This window comes from Methylobacterium sp. 4-46, from assembly GCF_000019365.1.
GTDB lineage: Bacteria > Pseudomonadota > Alphaproteobacteria > Rhizobiales > Beijerinckiaceae > Methylobacterium.
On sequence record NC_010511.1, the window covers coordinates 4,590,325 to 4,605,409 of the forward strand.

A 15,085-nucleotide genomic window follows, 5' to 3' on the forward strand; every position below is an offset into this window, starting at 1 on the left:
CTATCTCCGATTGAAGCCGGCCGCGCGGGCCGCCATGCGAGACGAGAGGCTGTCCCGGAGGGATTTTTGGGCCACCGCCGCCTTCGCCGCCTGGAGCGGGGCCGCGGCGGGCGGGACGTCGTCCCCCACCGCCGGGAGCGGCGGGGGCGCCGTCTCGTCCCAATCGCGCATCACCCCATCGGGGATGCGCAGGACGTTGAGTAGGTAGCCAGCCGCCGCCGCCAATGCCTCGGAGTCGAGCCAGTGGTTGTCGCGGCTGACCTGGGTCCAGACCGGCTTGCCGGCGACGATCTCGCGGACCTCCGAGATCAGGTGCCGGCAGTAGCGCTCGGAGATGTCGAGCGGGAGGTGGAAGGAGCCCGGGCGTCCGACCGGCGTCTGGATCCGGCTCGACACCAGCGACTTGAAGTAGTCCGAGTCGAGGGTCGCCAGATCGACCGAGAACCGCGCCGCCTTCCCCTTCGTGTCGACTTCGTGCTTGCGGATCGTCATCGGCTGCGCCCGGGTCGGCATGCCCTTGGTCGGCACGACCAGCCAGTCGTAGCGGCGGGCGAAGGCGTAGACCCGGTGGACGTCCCCGGCATCCGGCTTGTCCGGCCGGAAGCCCGAGTCGATGAAGGCTTTCTCGACCCTCAGGCCGCCGTAGGGGGAGGTGAGCGCGTCCGCGAGGTCGTCCCAGACGTCCTCGCCGTCCGTGAGCCCCTGCAGCTCCTCCGCCTGGAGCAGCCAGGAGGCGCCGCGCGCGCCCCAGCCGCGGACGACGTAGAAGATCGACCGCTTCTGGACGTCGACCCCGGCGGTAAGGCGCATGACTTCGCGCGGCACGTCGCCCAGGCGATACGGGACGATCTTCGCCTTGATCGACTCGATCTTGGGGGCGTTCAGGGGCGCTTCGTTGTAGCATTCCCCGAAGCCGGCGTTGACGACCGTCTGGATGTTGGCGCTGTCCCCGCCCTGGACCGCCTCGACGTAGGCCGCGGCGCGGTCCCCGAGAGAGCGGAAGGGCGAGCAGAGGCCGGATACCCAGAAGCTGATCGTGTCGCTGGCGGGCGGCTCGCCCGTCACCGTCCCGTCCGCCGCGATCGCCTGCCCGGGCGCGACGTAGACGCCCGAGGCGTTCATGTCCGGCTTGTCCGCCTCGGTCAGGATGCAGCCGTTGCGGGGGCAGACGATGTGCGCCGTCTCGCGGGCCCGGGCCGGCGTCGTGTGCCGCTCGTCGCCCTTGCCCTCGTAGCCGAGGCACGAGAAGCGGGGGATGAAGCGCTCCTGACACTCCGGGCACCGCCACGTCCAGTGATACCGCGTGCCCGCCTGAAAGAGGCGCCAGACCTTCGACTCGAAGTCGTCGGCCGGCATCACCTTCCAGAATTCGAGACCCGAGACGGGGTCGATCTCCGCCTCCTTGGGGCCGCGCGAGGGCGTCGAGACGATCGCGTGCACGAAGTCCGCGTAGGTGTCGCCGCGGGCGTCGATCAGGCCGAAGGGGTCGCCCTGGCCGCGCACGTTCGCCAACATCTCGTCCGCCTCGTCCGTGACCGCGAGCGAGGCCGGGTCGGCCTTCAGGGCCGTCGAGGAGCCCGCGTGCGCGAGGCGCAGCGGGACGCCGCCGATGACCTTCCTCGTCTTCGTCATCCGCTTGCCGCGGCTGACCTTGTTGGCGAGCGTCGGGGCCTCGTCCAGCAGCCGCATGATCCGCGGCTCAAGCTGCTCCGTCAGAAACTGCCGGTTCGGGCCGACGTAGAGGATCGGGGCCGGATCCTGGTCGAGCCGGTGCCCGATCACGTCCAGCAGCGTCTCGGACTTGCCGCTCTGGGCGCCCATGACGCCGACCACCCGGCGGGCGCGGCGCTCCGCAATCGCCCGGCCGATCGGGACCGCGTAGGGCGTCAAGTACGGGTCGCGGGGGCCGGGATGGCCCGAGCTGGCGGGATACGCCCTGTTCTGCGCGCCCCAGGCGTCCGGGGTCAGCCGGGGGGTCGGGCGGACGAAGAGGGCGATCCGCTCCAGAAGCGCAGGAAGGTTCTTTCGCGCGTGCGCCCACCAGGTCGGCGCCGCGGCGGGCTGGTCACTGTCTGCCATCAGGGTGCCACGGGCCGGCGCGCGCGGAGCGCGCCGACCTTGCGAGGGAGGGAGCAGCGCCGGCTACCCGCGCAACGCGCGCGCTTCCCCGGCCGCTGCCTGCATCTTGTCCGCGACCAGGGTCAGCACCTCGTCGACGTGGGGCTGGAGCCGTTCCCGCTGCGCGATGTCCCGGGAGAACCGGCTCGGCATGTTCTTGAGCGCCGTCACCACCGCCCCGGTGAACTCGTCCATGACGCCCATCACGTCGAGGAGCGGGATCAGCTCGCCCTCGTCCTTGGCGATCCGCAGCTCGACCTCACGCTGCCGGGCCTGCTTGAGGCCGCTTTCGGCGGCGGTCTTGGAGCTGCGGCGGTCCTCGTCCCGGAGGAATTTGATGTAGCCCTGGACTGTCAGGATCAACGAGACTTTCCCCCGCACCGGAGGCGGGAACCAGCCCTCTTTGGCGAGCTGCCGGAGCCTCATCGTGCTCAACAGAAGCAGCCGCGCGGCCTGCTCCAGCGGGATCATCCCGGCATCTGACGGCTTTGAGTCTTCAGCCATTTGGACAGCCATTTCATGCAGTAAAGCCGGGATCGAAAAATCCCGAAAACGCGCCAAGAGCGCGAGCCTGGGACCCGCAACTTCCTGTACCAGCCAGACGGTCCCTAAGCCCTTCGGCCAGACTCGCCAGCCACCCCACCAGCCGAGCCAGCGAGCCCGTGGCGGTCGTCAGGGCCTTCCCGACAGGGGGAGGTACCGGGCGGAGGCGGACGCCCGCCAGCGACGCTCCTACGACGCGAGCGCGGGGAGCGGGGCGGGGGCGGCGGGCTCTCCCCCCGGGAGGCCTGGGAAGGGGAGGCGGAAGCCGGCGGGGAGGCCGACCGCGCCGTACCGGGCCCGGGGCTGGGCGAAGACTGGGGAGGCGGCGGCCACCAGGGCGGTCCCGACCCCGAGGGCTGCGCCGCCGAGGGCGAGCACCCGGCGGTTGGGCGCCGCCTTGGGGTGGGCCGCGCTCATCCGCCGGCAGGCGTCCTCCGGGGTCAGGGCGACGGCGGCGACGAGGGCGAGGGCAGGGGAGCGCGAGAGCCCCTGGGTGCAGTGGATGAGCAGGCGCCCCGGGCGGAGGCCGAGGACGTCCAGGAAGACGCCCAGGTGGCGCGGGCTCGGCCCATCCATGCGCCCGTCGAACGCCGCCTCGATGTCGTGGAAGGCGAGGGGGAGGACGGGGACGGTGGGGATGAGGAGGGTGCCCCGGCCCGGGGAGCGGACCGAGACGACGAGGTCGGGCTTCCAGGCGTCGATGCTCTCGGCCAGGGCGTCGAGCGAGGTCGTGGCGATGGCGGTCACGGCGTCTCCTGGCGGGGCAGGCGCCAGTCCATGGCGACCCGGCCGCTGTCGGCGAGGAGCGGGAGCGCCCAGAGGGCGAGGGTCACGCCCACAACCCAGAGGGCGAGGGCGAGCATGTCGAGGGCGGCCTCCCGGGGGGGGGCACCCACGGAAGGCGCCCTTCAGGACGCCGCCCGGGACGGCGGCCCGCGCGGACTGGACCGCGGCTTGGTGGCTCCCCGGGGCGGGCCCGGGCGCCGGGGGCGCTAGGAGGGGCGTCCGGGGCTGCGCCCGGAAGGCCGGGGGGGGGCGATCACATAGAGGGTCACCCCGTCCTCCCCGTAGGTGTGGGGGGCAGGCTCGCGCAGCTTGGGGACGTGCACCAGCTCCGGGGGCAGGTCGACCCGGAGCATGTGGCGTCCGCCGAGCGGCGTCCGGCACGCCTCGAAGCGCCCCTGAGCGTCGGCCCGGATCCTCAAGGCCATCTGCTTCGGCGACCATGCGACCGCGAAGCGGGGCCAGCCGTCGAGGCGGGCGATGGCCTCCGGGGCGAAGGTCAGCGTGACCTTCTCGGTGCCGCCGCGGACGCAGCAGGTCCCGAAAGCCACGGGGGAGGAGACGGTCGCCTTGGCTCGCGGCGCCAGCTCCTCGAAGTCGTCGTCGTCGAAGCCGGTCATCGCGTGCCCCTCCCGAAGCGGCCCGAGCGCGGGACGGGCCGCGGGGCGCTGGTGCGCGCGCTGCCCTCGGCGGCCGGGGCGGGATCGGCCCCCTGCGGGGCTTCAGTCCCCTGCGGGGCGTCCGCCCCCGTCTCCCCCACGACGTCCGGGAATAGCAGGGGGTTGTCCTCCAGCGGGGGCTCGTCCTCCTCCGGGACCTGGATGACCCGGACCTTCGCCGCCCGGGCTTGCCGCAGCAGGTCCGCCGTGCCGGCGCCTCCCTCGAAGGCGACCACCAGATCGGGGCGGACGAGGCGGAGCATCAGCCCGTTGCGGTCCGGGCCGGCGAGCTTGCTGCGCCCGACCCAGTTGGCGGGGCAGATCACCCGGTCGATCCCCCGGGCCTCGGCCCAGCGGTCCGCCAGCGTGTCCGCGCCGGTCGCCCCGCCCGTGACGACGAGGGTGAACTTGTGCTCCGCTGCGAGGGCGTCCAGCCGCTCGCGCAGATGGCGGGCCCGGGCGTAGTCGCGCCCGCCGCAGATGAGAACTCGCATGTCCGGTCTGGTCCCCGGGGCTGGTCAGTGGATCGTGCCGCCGGGCGGCGCGCCCTTCGGGGCGCGGGCCATCCGCGCCGCCATCGCCAGGAGGACGACGGCGGCGAGCGCATTCGAGAGGAAGCGCGGCATGGGTCTACCTGTCTGCCGGTTGAGGGGTGGGAGGGTCTAGAGCCGCCCGCAGGCGCTCCAGCGCCGCCCAGACCGCGGGGGCGCGGGCCGGCAGCTCCGCCCGTCCCGTCCCGATGTTGCGCTTCGGCCAGACGACGTCCCCGCCCGCGGCGAGGTGGTCCCGCAGGCGGCGGTAGGGCGCGACCCAGAGGCGGCGAACCGTCTCCAGGTCGTCGTCCGAGAGGTAGGCGGCGGGGTAGGTGGCCGGCGCCCGCTTGGTCACGAGGCCGACCGCGTTGGGCTCGCCCCGCATCTCCTTCGCCTGCCCGCCGAGGCCGACCCCGGCGCTGTTGTCGCCGTAGACGTAGAGGGTCGCTCGGTTGGCGCGCAGCGTCGCCCGGGTGATCCCGGCCTCGTAGCGCACCGGCACGGTCAGAAGCCGATCTTCCCGGCCATGCCGTTCAGGACTTCGACGTCGAGGTGGCCGACCTCGCCCTGGAAGGCGCCGTAAGCGGCCTTCGAGATCATCTCGTCCGGGATGAACAGCCCCGAGCGCTGGACCGCGATCGGGAGCCGCTTGCTCCCGGCCCGGGCGTAGACGTGCCCCCCGAGGTTGAGCGGGACGCGCGCCGGGAAGCGCCCGCCGCGGGTGAACGTCCCCGGGAAGACGTGCCGCTGGTTCCACGGGGCGGCGCTGACGCCCGCCCGCGTCTCTCGCGCGCCAAAGTATTTCAGGCGGATATTGCCGCCGGCCGACTTGATTTCGTAGGTCGGCGAGCCGGAGCTTGCCCGCTTCTTCTTCAGCGCCTTGCTAACCGTCCGCTTCTTCAGGCCGGTCTGCCCCGGCATGACTTGCTTGACGTGGGCGTGCGCGCGGTCGCCGATCTGGTTGAGCGCCTGGGTCGCGCCGGAGAGCGCGGCCTTCGGATCGACCTTCCAGCCGCCCCAGCCCTGCTTCGCGACGTTGATGCCCATCGGTCTACTCCTCAGCCGGTTGATCCGTCAGCGCGCGGAGGTGCGCGAGGACGAGCGCGGCGCCCATCGCGATCCCGGCCTCGAGCTGGCCGGCGCCCCAGGGGACGCGCTGCTGGGACGCGCGGATCGCGTCGAGCGGGTGCGGCGCCCCGGCGGCGAGCGCCGCGTTGAGGCCGGTGGCGAACGGGTCGGCCGCGGGCCGCTCCGCCGCCCAGGCGGCGAGCGCGGCTTCGAGATCGCGGGGGGTCACAGGACGTCTCCGAATTCCAGGCGCGGCCGATAGGCCGGGCGGCCGACGAAGATCGCCGGCAGGGTTTTGGTCTGGCTCAGGCCGTCCTCTCCGACCCAGTACCAAGTGAGGGACTTGCCGTCCCAGCAGCGGTAGGGGCCGGGCTCGAAGGGGCGCTTCGCGTGGAGCGAGGCCGGGAGGGCGTCGTATGCCTCCCGGGTGAACATCCGGTCCCACTCGTTCATCCGGGGCTTCACGACGGCCTCCGCATCAGGACCGCGCCGGGGACGTAGGTCGCGCTGCAATCGAGCACCGGCCGGAAGCCGCGGCGGCCCCAGAAGCGGGCGGCGACCGGGTCGAGGGCGACGAGCGAGCCGGACCGGAACAGGGCCGCCCAGGCGAGGAAACGCCGGATCGCGACGTCGGCCAGCCCGCGCCCGCGGGCCTCCGGGACGAGGGCGAGGTCGTGAAGCCACAGCGTCTCAGGCTGCGGCGGGGCGTCCAGCTCCGCGGTCAGGGGCGGCGCGGAGAGGTCCCAGGGGTGCGCGAGCAGGTAGCCGTAGACCCGGGCGCCCGGGGGGGCGACCAGGACGAGGCCCGTCCCGATCTGCCGGCGCGCCGCGAGGGCGTCGATGTCCTCCCAGAGCTGGGAGGGGTAGACTTCGGCCGCGAGCGCGGCGACTGCGGGGACGTCGGCGTGAAGCATCCCGCGCCAGTAGAAGGAGGCGGTCACTCGCCCGCCTCCCCGTCTTTGGGAACGAGCGACAGGTGCGGCCGCTTCCTGGCCGGGGTCAGGGCGTCCGCCTCGTAGACCGCGAAAGCCGGTATCGGGCCCGGCCGCGGGCCGGTCAGGATGCCGATCGCCTCCGCGAGTGCGGACAGGACCAGCCCCCGCTCCTCTGTCCCCGGGCAGAGAACGCATCCCATGCCCTGATCGTCCAGGGGGCCCAGGACCATCGCATCCTTGCCCTCGACCTGAACGGTGACGGTTACGGCGGTGTAGAGGCCCACGGGCTGGTCCCTCGTGATGGCGCCGCTGTTCGCCCGGCCCGCCCGAGGGCGATCCGTGGACGGGCGGGGCTTCGCGACGGGCCGGCGCCATGCGCCTTCCGCCGCTCGCGGCTCTCCCCGCTGGTATCTCGTTAGACGCTGGTCCGGGTGCCCCGGCGCCGCCCCTTCAAGGGGCGCGCCGCGTCGAGGTGGCCCGGGCGGACGCTATAGTCGCCGCTCGCGTGGCGCTGGAGCGTGTCCCCCGGGTGAAGGACAAGGCGCCGGTCGAGCAGGTGGACGATCAGCTGCCGGCCCTCGCTGCCGGCCCAATTGAGGGCGCAGACCCAGGGGTCGCGCTCCCGTTCGGGCAGCCGGCCGGTGAACGTCCAGGCGCCTACGACATCGGCACCGAGAGGGCGAGGCGGAGGAGGAGCGCAATCGCGGCCCCGGCCGAGACGAGAGCGAGGCTGACGATCAGCAGGCATGACGTGGCGTCGTCCATCTCGGGCATGGCGCCTCCGGGCGATCGTTCGCGAGGCCCGGCCGCGGCACCGCTGCTCATGGCCGGGCCTCGCTGGCGGGTGGAACGGCCCGCCGTCTCAGGGGGCCGCGAGGATCAGCGCTTGCACGCGCCGGTACTCGGTGGCCGCGTTCACGAACAGGACCCCGATCAGGCCGAGCCAGACGACGGTCGCAGCCACCAGGAGCGAGTAGAGCAGCCTGGCGCGGAGCGCGCGGTCCCAGGACGGGCGCCGGGCGACGCCGTAGTGGGTCACCGACTGCCCGTCTCCGAGGTAGGTGTCCCGGGCGTGGAGCCCGAGGCCGATACAGCCGAGGGCGTCGTGGATCAGGAAGGCAACGGCGAGGGGGAGACGCACGGGGCAACCTCCGGGGGGACGTAGGCCGGCGCCCGGGCGGCGAGCGGCTCGCCGCGCGCCAGGGCGAGGGTCGCGCGGAGCGCGCGGACCTCTTCGAGGACGACGGTGAGCTGGGCGTGCTGCGGGGACGCGGGAGGGAGGTGAGGCGCGCGGTCAGCAGGCGCTCCGTCATCTCCCCGAGCTGCATGATGACCTCGGTCAGGCCGTCCGCGTCCAGCTCGACCTCCTGCGCCCCGGGCGCGTCGTCGTCCGTAAGGTCAACCATCGTGCGGCGCATTGGCGATGTCCTCCCCGGAGACGAGCGGCTTGTACCGGCGGTCGTGGACCGAGACCTCGATCGCGGAATGCCCGCGGACGAGGAAGCGCCGGAACTCCAGGACCGCCTTCCCGTGGACGCGGCTCGCGTGAAGGACGACCTCGCCGCTCCGGGTCAGGGACACCTCGACCTCCAGCTCGCTCCCGGCCGCCTCGGCGGCACGAAGGAACAGCTCGAAGGCGCTCAGGGCGAAAGGGGCGGTCATGGCTGGTCCGGGTCCTCTGATCCTGGTCTGGTGCGCCCCGGTGCTGTGCGGGGAGGCCGGGGCGCACCTACTCGCGATCTGCCGGGACCAGACAGCGGGGCGAGGTCTCAGTCCGCGAGGGCGGCGACGAGCAGGATTGAGCCGTCGACCGCGATGGCGGCGAGGGCGATGGCGTAACCTGCGACCAGCGCGCCAGCCGTGAGGACGGTCAGGAGCGCGGATCGCAGGAGGCGCAGCGGCTATCTCATCGGCGGCTGGTGCATCAGCCCTTGGCGGGTAGAGGCTTCGGCAGCCGGGTTGAGAAGCGACCGACGAGGCACTCGTCGAGGTCGGGCGCGGACCGCTCGGCAGGGATACGGGACTTGAGACGGTCTCGAGCCAGTTGGGATATCGAGACGCGCGGGCTCACACCCTGGCTGAGCGCTTGGTGTTTCATCAGGGCACCGAGGAAAGAAGGAAGCCGTCCCGAGCGATGCCATGGGTGGCCGCATCGCATGCTCGCGCGCTCCTCAAGGGAGCGCGATCACGGCGATCCTGACCTGGGGCATCTGGTCGGAAGTGGTGGGAAGGCGCTGGCGATTTCGCACAAGCCGAGCCGTAACTCGGGCGGGAGAAAGCCCAAAAATGGGTCGGGCGGCAAGAGCTACGTTTTTGGAAATGCCGAAATTTGCGTTATGAAATTTTGTAACGCCGTACATCGCTGATTTTGTCAATTTTCTCAGAGGTTTGAACGCGATTGCGGACGCGATTTCCATAAAGGCAAATGCACAGAAAGTCGTTACGTCGATTTGTAACGCAGTATGTTTTTTGGCGCGGCGGCAGCGGTTTCGCGGGGGGGGGCGGCATACGGCTTGATTCGGCTTGGGCTCGGCGTCGGCACATCGCATGGTGCGCGCATGACTCACTTGCCCGGCCGCGCCTGAGCGGCCGGGCTTTTTCTTCAGCTTAGAGCATTTTCGGTTTAATCTGGATCATAGCCTGCCGCGGCGAAGAAGTTGGCGCACTCGTCGGGCGTGACGGTGTCGACGAGCCTCCCGATGGCCGACCAGAGCCCCTCGACGGTGCGCTCGGCGGCCTTGCGCAGGAGCGCCTTGAGCTTGGAGAAGGCCATCTCGATCGGGTTGAACTCGGGCGAGTAGGGCGGAAGGAAAAGCAACCGCGCACCCGCCGCTTCGATGGCGGCGCGCACGGCTGGCCCTTTGTGGCTGCCCAGGTTGTCCATCACGACGATGTCGCCGGGCTCGAGTTCAGGCACCAGCACGTGCGCGACATAAGCCTGGAAGGCGTCGCGGTTGATCGGACCGTCCAGCACGAAGGGTGCGGTGATCCCAGACAGGCGCAGACCCGCCACGAAGGTGGTCGTTTTCCAGTGACCGAGTGGCACGGGCGAGCGCAGTCGCTCGCCGCGCGGCGCGCGCCCACGCAGGCGGGCCATGTTGGTCGAGATCCAGGTCTCGTCGAGGAGCACGAGGCGCGCCGGGTCGAGATCGGGCTGGCCCTCGAACCACGCCTCGCGCGCCTCTCTCACGTCCGGGCGATCCTGCTCGGCGGCGTGGGCTGTCTTTTTCTGTACGTCAGGTCACGCTCATCGAGAAAGCTCCACAGCGTGCCCAGCCCCACCGTGAGATCCCGCTCATCCCACAGCCGGGCGCGCATCTCTTCCAGCGTGATGTCGTCGGTCTGTGCGATCAGGGCGCGCAGAAAGGCCTCGTGCGGATCAAGCTTCGAGCGGCGCGCCCGGCCCTGCGGACGCGCCGCCACCGTTCCGGTGGCCGTGAGGGCGGCCATCCAGCGGATCGAGGTCGCGATCCCGACCCCGAAGCGCGCCGCCGCCTGCCGACAGGAGGCCGCCGCAGCGGCATCCACCACGCGCTCACGCAGGTCCTGGCTGTAGGGTCGGCCCATGCATCGCTCCTCGTTCAGAGCGGTCAGTGAATCACCCCGAACTCGATCCGCAAACCCCGCGGTGACTCAGACCAAACCGAAAAAGCTCTAGCGTTACAGTTGCATTTTCTGGCGTGTCGACCGGCGCTTTGTGTGGCTGGGCTTATCGCGTCCCGCGCTCCACCTCGTCGCCGACAAGGTCAGCGGGCTCGTGCACCGCCCCGAACCCCCTGGGTAATTACGAGGGCGCGGTTGTTTCCTTCGTTGACCGACCCGTCCAGGAGGGCGATCTTTCGATCGAACAGCGCGACCAGAGTATCGATTGCCGCAGCGCGTTCGTCGTTGGCAAGCTGTGCGGCCAAGCGCTTCACGACGTCAATGATCGTCCCTTGGTCTTTGGTTCGTTCGAGACCGAGCTCACGAATATATGCCGTATGGTCGCAAAACAGTTCATTATGCCGGACAAGTTTGCGATTTTCGGACATGCGCGCAATTCGTCCATAGACATTCTCAATGAACCGTGCACTGGACTGTGTTGCTTCGGCTTCTCCGGTGGATTCGGGTGCGTCGAACAGAGAGGGCGGGTCGAGCCCTTCGCCCGCAAAGGGCAAAGCACCCGACTCGATCGCATATTTCAGGTGAAGCAACTCCAGATTATAGTGGTCCATGAAATTAGAGGTCGTCAGTACTCTGGTGAAGTAGCCAATATTTGGAGTATAGTCGATAAAATCTTGTTGATTGAGCTTGATCAACGCATCTCGGATAGGCGTTATCCCGAGGGAGTGGTGCTTCCGGCGAAGCTCGTCAGTTTTGAGCTGACTGCACACACCAAAACGATTGTAGATGATTTCGCGTTTAATAGTTGCATAAGCTCTTTCTGCGGCCGAGCCGTCTCTTGCGTCCATCTTGTCATCCACGCTGTTCGTGCACTTGAGCCAACCGTCACTGAAACCCGCTCGCGGGGACAGTTCGACGGGTCCGTAGATCAGTCCCGCTCTTCATCAGGCGATGGCGCACCCGCCGGGTCGGCGGGGTCCATCTTTTCGCGATCTGCGCAGGCCCTCGGCACCGGCGCCTCTTGAGCAGAGGCAGGACCGCACGACAGGCCGATGGCATTTCCGGCAGGCTTCATGGCTATCTCCGGTCATGGGAGGAGGCCCTGATTGGTGGACGTTGGATGCGCTAATTTAGTTAACAAAAAATTGCGAGTCACAATTCTCTCTCAAACCCCCTCGTGCTCGGCCGCGGCGTTGCAAGGGGGGAATGAAAGCCTCATTCAAACGGAAGAACCGAGTGCCCGCCTGCCCTTGCCGCTTTTTCCGTCTGCGGCAAAATGATATAATCTGTCAAAGTGGAGAGCCGAAAATGAAAGATTCGGTCAAACTGGAGAGCCAGGGCGTCTCTGAAAAGGGGTTCACAGGGGCGGTGTGAGCGCCCATGTGGTCGGGATGCGACACTTTGAACTGACCGATGCGCAGTGGGAGCGGATCGCCCCGCTGCTACCGCCGCAGAAGCCGCGGACGGGCCGGCCTGCCGAGGATCACCGTCGGGTGCTCAACGGGCTTCTCTGGATCCTGCGCACGGGCGCCCCCTGGGAAGGTCTGCCGACCCGCTACGGGCCTGTCGGCACGGTGTCGAGCCGGTTGTACCGCTGGCGCAAGGCGGGTGTGTTCGACCGCGTGCTCCGGCGCTTGAAGGCGCAGGCGGATGCTCGCGGCGAACTCGACTGGGACCTGCACTTTGTGGACGCGACGGTGGTGCGCGCCCACCAGCACGCTGCCGGCGCACGCCGGCTTGGCGCCCTCGGGGGTGAGGGCACGGTCGAGGGCATGGGCGAGGCGCTCGGGTGCAGCCAGGGCGGGTTCTCGACCAAGCTGCATCTGCGCGCTGAGGGGCATGGCAAGCCGATAGCGGCGGTCCTGACGGCTGGCGAACGCCACGAGCAGTTTGCGCTGGACGCGCTGGACGCGCTGATGGACAAGGGTGCTGTGCGGCGTCGGGGATGTAGCCGCCCCGCGCCTGCGTCCGCGCCGGGCGGCGGGAGACCGAGGCTACTCCAGCCCACCCGCCCGCCGCCGGCTCAAGCAGCGGCGGGTCGAGCCAGTCATCCCGACCCGCAGGGACCGGCCGCGTCAGCCCCACTTCGACACGGCCGCCTACCGGGAGCGCAACAAGGTCGAGCGGCTGATCAACCGGCTCAAGCAGTATCGCCGCATCGCGACCCGCTACGAGAAGCGGGCCGCCAATGGTACTCCCCCGGTTTCACGGACACCTCTGATACGCTCTTAACGGGCGGGGATGGCGCCGGATGGCGGAGACGAGACGGGAGTTACGCCCGAGTTCAAACGCGAAGCGGTCGCCTTGCTGGAGAGCAGTGGCCGATCGCAGATGCAGATCGCGGCCGAACTCGGGATCCAACCCTCCATGTTGCGGCAGTGGCGCACGGCGCTGCGCGAGGTCTCGCCTCGACCGCGGTCGGCAGGATCGGCGGGAGCGTCGCCCACGAGCCCCGTCGCATCCCCGGCAGATCAGGCGGCCGAGATCGCCCGCCTGCGGCGTGAGCTCGACCGGATGCCCATGGAGCGCGATGTCCAAAAAAGCGATCGGCACCTTCGCGGAGATGCCCAAGTGACGTTCGCCTTCGTCGAGCAGCATGCGCGCACCTGGCCGGTGCGTCTCATGTGCCGCGTGCTCGGAGTTCCCCCCAGCGGCTACTACGGCTGGCGATCACGCCCCGAGAGCGCCCGGTCGGCGTTCAACCGCCAGCTCCTAGAGGATATTCGGCGCATTCATGTCGGGCACCACAGGCGCAACGGCGCGCCTCGGATCCATGCTGCGCTGCGGGCCGAACGCCGATCGGCCAGCCGCGGGTGTGAGCGGGCGGGTAGAGCGCCTAATGCGCCGTTACGGCATCCGGGCCCTGGCGGGCCGCCGGTTCCGGCCCTGCACGACCGACAGCCGTCACGAGCTGCCGATCGCCCCGAACCTCCTGAAGCACGACTTCTCGGCGGTGGGGCTCAACACGGTCTGGCTGGCGGACATCACCTACTTGCCGACCAGGGAAGGCTGGCTCTCCCTGGCTGCCGTGCTCGATCTCGCCACGCGCAAGATCGTCGGCTGGTCCATGCGCGATCACATGCGGACCGAGCTGACCTTGGCTGCTCTGCTGATGGCGGGCCAGCGACAGCGGCCAGCTGTCGGGCTCATCTGTCACTCGGACTGCGGCGCCAATACGCAGCCGAGGCCTATCGCAAGCAGCTCGCCGGCATGGGGGCGAGGCCATCCATGAGCCGGACCGGCTGCTGTTACGACATCTATGGACGCCTCCCGCGGCAAGGTATTCCTCAGCGACGACCACGACCTTGGGTGCGTGAATCTATCCGGCCTGTCGGTGGAGCGATCACGCCCCTGGCCTCGATGGGGTCCGCTTCTTCCGTCCTCATAACGCTAGCGGCCTCGAAGGCCGTGTCGTAGGTCAGGATCGGAAGCGGCGGCCCACGCCGTGTCGCCATCGTCGGTCACCTCGCACGCATCGCCGCTCGCGCGACGATCTCGGTCGCCCGCGTCAGGCGCGGGCGTAATCCTCCTCGCGCCTCAGCATCGCCCAGGCTATCCGCGCGGTCTTGTTGGCCATCGCCACGATCCCCTTGTTGAACCCGCGCCGGTCGATCACCGCCTGGAACCAGCGTGAGCGCGGATCGGTCTTCGTGGCCAGGCGCAAGGCGACCGCGCGGGCGCCGTGCACGAGTTGGCGCCGCAGATAGTGGTTGGCCCGGCGTCCGACGCCCCCGAGGTGCGGCTTGCCGCCGGTGGAGTACTGTCGCGGCACCAAGCCGATCCAGGCCGCGAGTTCGCGCCCTGAGCGGAACTGGCGGGCATCGCCGACGCTGGCCTTGAGGGCGGTGGCGACGACCGGGCCCACGCCAGGCAACGTCATCAGGCGGCGGCAGACGACGTCTTCGCGGCAGATCGCCCGAAGTTGATCGTCGAGCCGCTCAAGCCGCGTCTCCAGGGTCTCCAACTCGTCGAGCAGGGCCGCGAAGGTGGCTCGCGCCATCGGCGACAGTCCCGCCTCGGAAAGTTCCGCCCGCACACGCGCTGGAAAGCGGGCCGCACCCTTCGGGTAGATGAGGCCGTACTCAGCCAGGAGCCCACGGGTATGATTGATCAGGTTCGTGCGTTGCGAGACCAGCCGATCGCGGACGCGATGAAGCGACTGCAGGTCTTGCTGCTCGGTCGACTTCACAGGCACAAACCGCATCGTGGGACGTGAGGCGGCGTCGAAGATCGCCTCGGCGTCGACGGCATCGTTCTTCGAGCCGCGCACGAACGGCTTGACGAAGCGCGGGTTGATCAGCCGAACCTCATGCCCGGCCGCGAGGAAAGCTCGCGCCCAATGATGGGCCGTGGCGCAAGCCTCCATGGCGATCACCTTCGGGGCGAGGCTGGCCACCAGCGCCGGAAGTTTGGTGCGCCCGACGCGCCGGGAGATCACCTGACCATCGGCATCGACGCCGTGAACGTGAAACGACTGCTTGGCCAGATCGATCGCGAGCATCTGCATGGCTCTTCTCCCTCTCGGTCTCGCCCAACCTGGGCGCGGAGCGGGAGGCGTCCATCCCATAACGCGCCGATGGAGAGCTTCTTCCACACGCTCAAGGTGGAACTGGTCCACCAGCGACGATCGGCGACCCGGGATGAGGCGCGGCGCGACCTGTTCGCCTACATCGAGGGCTACAACGACAGGCAGCGCATCCATTCGGCTCTTGGCTACGTCACACCCGAGCAAGCCGAGCGGAACGCGAGCTAACACCTGTGTCCGCGAAATCTGGGGAGGATCACCAACTATCTCGCCATAATCACGCTTCGCATTAACCATACTCTGACTCGCATGAGCTTG

19 protein-coding genes and 1 pseudogene are annotated in these 15,085 nt (G+C 69.5%); 3 read left to right on the plus strand and 17 right to left on the minus strand.

All coding sequences use genetic code 11. The annotated features are described in order from the left end of the window. From M446_RS19850 to M446_RS37455, 16 genes are all read right to left on the minus strand, one after another. The gene (locus M446_RS19850; protein ID WP_012333895.1) at positions 1 to 2,079 is read right to left on the minus strand and encodes a terminase gpA endonuclease subunit; all 2,079 of its coding nucleotides are present in this window, start codon (positions 2,077 to 2,079) and stop codon (positions 1 to 3) included. Between the two features lie 63 nt (positions 2,080 to 2,142). Then, a complete protein-coding gene (locus tag M446_RS19855; RefSeq protein WP_012333896.1) occupies positions 2,143 to 2,589 on the minus strand; it encodes a hypothetical protein in 447 nt (148 codons plus the stop codon). A 261-nt stretch (positions 2,590 to 2,850) separates the two neighbouring features. After that, positions 2,851 to 3,408 (minus strand): protein tyrosine phosphatase-like protein, encoded by a 558-nt coding sequence (locus M446_RS34300; RefSeq protein WP_012333897.1) that lies wholly within the window; start codon positions 3,406 to 3,408, stop codon positions 2,851 to 2,853. Continuing rightward, entirely contained in the window at positions 3,405 to 3,557 is a 153-nt protein-coding gene (locus M446_RS38240) for a hypothetical protein (RefSeq protein ID WP_168169169.1), read from the minus strand. The genes M446_RS34300 and M446_RS38240 overlap by 4 nt, the downstream gene beginning before the upstream one ends. Before the next feature lie 96 nt (positions 3,558 to 3,653). Continuing rightward, a complete protein-coding gene (locus tag M446_RS19865; protein ID WP_012333899.1) occupies positions 3,654 to 4,064 on the minus strand; it encodes a hypothetical protein in 411 nt (136 codons plus the stop codon). After that, complete coding sequence (locus M446_RS19870) at positions 4,061 to 4,597, minus strand: DUF2493 domain-containing protein (protein ID WP_012333900.1); 537 nt, start codon at positions 4,595 to 4,597, stop codon at positions 4,061 to 4,063. Before M446_RS19870 ends, M446_RS19865 begins: the two co-directional genes overlap by 4 nt. A 136-nt stretch (positions 4,598 to 4,733) precedes the next feature. Beyond that, complete coding sequence (locus tag M446_RS19875) at positions 4,734 to 5,138, minus strand: hypothetical protein (RefSeq protein ID WP_012333902.1); 405 nt, start codon at positions 5,136 to 5,138, stop codon at positions 4,734 to 4,736. Positions 5,139 to 5,140: 2 nt separating this feature from the next. After that, a complete protein-coding gene (locus M446_RS19880; RefSeq protein ID WP_012333903.1) occupies positions 5,141 to 5,683 on the minus strand; it encodes a hypothetical protein in 543 nt (180 codons plus the stop codon). Between the two features lie 4 nt (positions 5,684 to 5,687). Next, complete coding sequence (locus M446_RS19885) at positions 5,688 to 5,933, minus strand: hypothetical protein (RefSeq protein WP_012333904.1); 246 nt, start codon at positions 5,931 to 5,933, stop codon at positions 5,688 to 5,690. Beyond that, positions 5,930 to 6,169 (minus strand): hypothetical protein, encoded by a 240-nt coding sequence (locus M446_RS19890; RefSeq protein ID WP_018261519.1) that lies wholly within the window; start codon positions 6,167 to 6,169, stop codon positions 5,930 to 5,932. Before M446_RS19890 ends, M446_RS19885 begins: the two co-directional genes overlap by 4 nt. Continuing rightward, on the minus strand, positions 6,166 to 6,645 hold the full coding sequence (locus tag M446_RS19895) for a GNAT family N-acetyltransferase (protein WP_012333906.1): 480 nt from the start codon (positions 6,643 to 6,645) through the stop codon (positions 6,166 to 6,168). The genes M446_RS19890 and M446_RS19895 overlap by 4 nt, the downstream gene beginning before the upstream one ends. Continuing rightward, positions 6,642 to 6,923 carry a hypothetical protein gene (locus tag M446_RS19900; RefSeq protein ID WP_012333907.1) on the minus strand — a complete coding sequence of 94 codons (282 nt, stop codon included), beginning with the start codon at positions 6,921 to 6,923 and terminating at the stop codon, positions 6,642 to 6,644. Before M446_RS19900 ends, M446_RS19895 begins: the two co-directional genes overlap by 4 nt. A 578-nt stretch (positions 6,924 to 7,501) precedes the next feature. Further along, complete coding sequence (locus M446_RS19905; protein ID WP_012333909.1) at positions 7,502 to 7,780, minus strand: hypothetical protein; 279 nt, start codon at positions 7,778 to 7,780, stop codon at positions 7,502 to 7,504. Between the two features lie 257 nt (positions 7,781 to 8,037). Then, positions 8,038 to 8,301, minus strand: a complete 264-nt coding sequence (locus tag M446_RS19910) for a hypothetical protein (RefSeq protein WP_012333910.1) — start codon at positions 8,299 to 8,301, stop codon at positions 8,038 to 8,040. A 961-nt stretch (positions 8,302 to 9,262) separates the two neighbouring features. Next, a protein-coding gene (locus tag M446_RS35665) for an IS630 family transposase (RefSeq protein WP_085984469.1) occupies positions 9,263 to 10,206 on the minus strand; the annotation gives its coding sequence in 2 pieces (ribosomal slippage) (positions 9,263 to 9,870 and positions 9,870 to 10,206; 945 coding nt in all). A gap of 179 nt (positions 10,207 to 10,385) precedes the next feature. After that, complete coding sequence (locus tag M446_RS37455) at positions 10,386 to 11,102, minus strand: hypothetical protein (RefSeq protein WP_150108709.1); 717 nt, start codon at positions 11,100 to 11,102, stop codon at positions 10,386 to 10,388. A gap of 531 nt (positions 11,103 to 11,633) precedes the next feature. On the opposite strand from M446_RS37455, the gene M446_RS35670 reads away from it, so the two are divergent. Together M446_RS35670 and M446_RS19925 are read left to right on the plus strand one after the other, a co-directional pair. After that, a protein-coding gene (locus tag M446_RS35670; RefSeq protein WP_085984499.1) for an IS5 family transposase occupies positions 11,634 to 12,474 on the plus strand; the annotation gives its coding sequence in 2 pieces (ribosomal slippage) (positions 11,634 to 12,197 and positions 12,199 to 12,474; 840 coding nt in all). A 19-nt stretch (positions 12,475 to 12,493) separates the two neighbouring features. Further along, a pseudogene (locus M446_RS19925) lies at positions 12,494 to 13,497 on the plus strand (IS3 family transposase); the annotation flags it as partial. Positions 13,498 to 13,750: 253 nt separating this feature from the next. Here M446_RS19925 and M446_RS19930 read toward each other — a convergent pair. Then, the gene (locus M446_RS19930; RefSeq protein WP_012331380.1) at positions 13,751 to 14,749 is read right to left on the minus strand and encodes an IS110-like element ISMtsp7 family transposase; all 999 of its coding nucleotides are present in this window, start codon (positions 14,747 to 14,749) and stop codon (positions 13,751 to 13,753) included. Here M446_RS19930 and M446_RS35675 point away from each other — a divergent pair. Beyond that, a complete protein-coding gene (locus M446_RS35675) occupies positions 14,708 to 14,995 on the plus strand; it encodes an IS3 family transposase (RefSeq protein WP_415926892.1) in 288 nt (95 codons plus the stop codon). The two genes, M446_RS19930 and M446_RS35675, sit on opposite strands and share 42 nt — an antisense overlap. The last annotated feature ends 90 nt before the right edge of the window (positions 14,996 to 15,085 follow it).

Bases quoted from the DNA above. Each gene is read 5' to 3' on its own strand.
- M446_RS19930 (WP_012331380.1), bottom strand. From the start codon at position 14,749: ATGCAGATGCTCGCGATCGATCTGGCCAAGCAGTCGTTTCACGTTCAC.
- M446_RS19880 (WP_012333903.1), bottom strand. From the start codon at position 5,683: ATGGGCATCAACGTCGCGAAGCAGGGCTGGGGCGGCTGGAAGGTCGAT.
- M446_RS19850 (WP_012333895.1), bottom strand. From the start codon at position 2,079: ATGGCAGACAGTGACCAGCCCGCCGCGGCGCCGACCTGGTGGGCGCAC.
- M446_RS19855 (WP_012333896.1), bottom strand. From the start codon at position 2,589: ATGATCCCGCTGGAGCAGGCCGCGCGGCTGCTTCTGTTGAGCACGATG.
- M446_RS19870 (WP_012333900.1), bottom strand. From the start codon at position 4,597: ATGCGAGTTCTCATCTGCGGCGGGCGCGACTACGCCCGGGCCCGCCAT.
- M446_RS19865 (WP_012333899.1), bottom strand. From the start codon at position 4,064: ATGACCGGCTTCGACGACGACGACTTCGAGGAGCTGGCGCCGCGAGCC.
- M446_RS19910 (WP_012333910.1), bottom strand. From the start codon at position 8,301: ATGACCGCCCCTTTCGCCCTGAGCGCCTTCGAGCTGTTCCTTCGTGCC.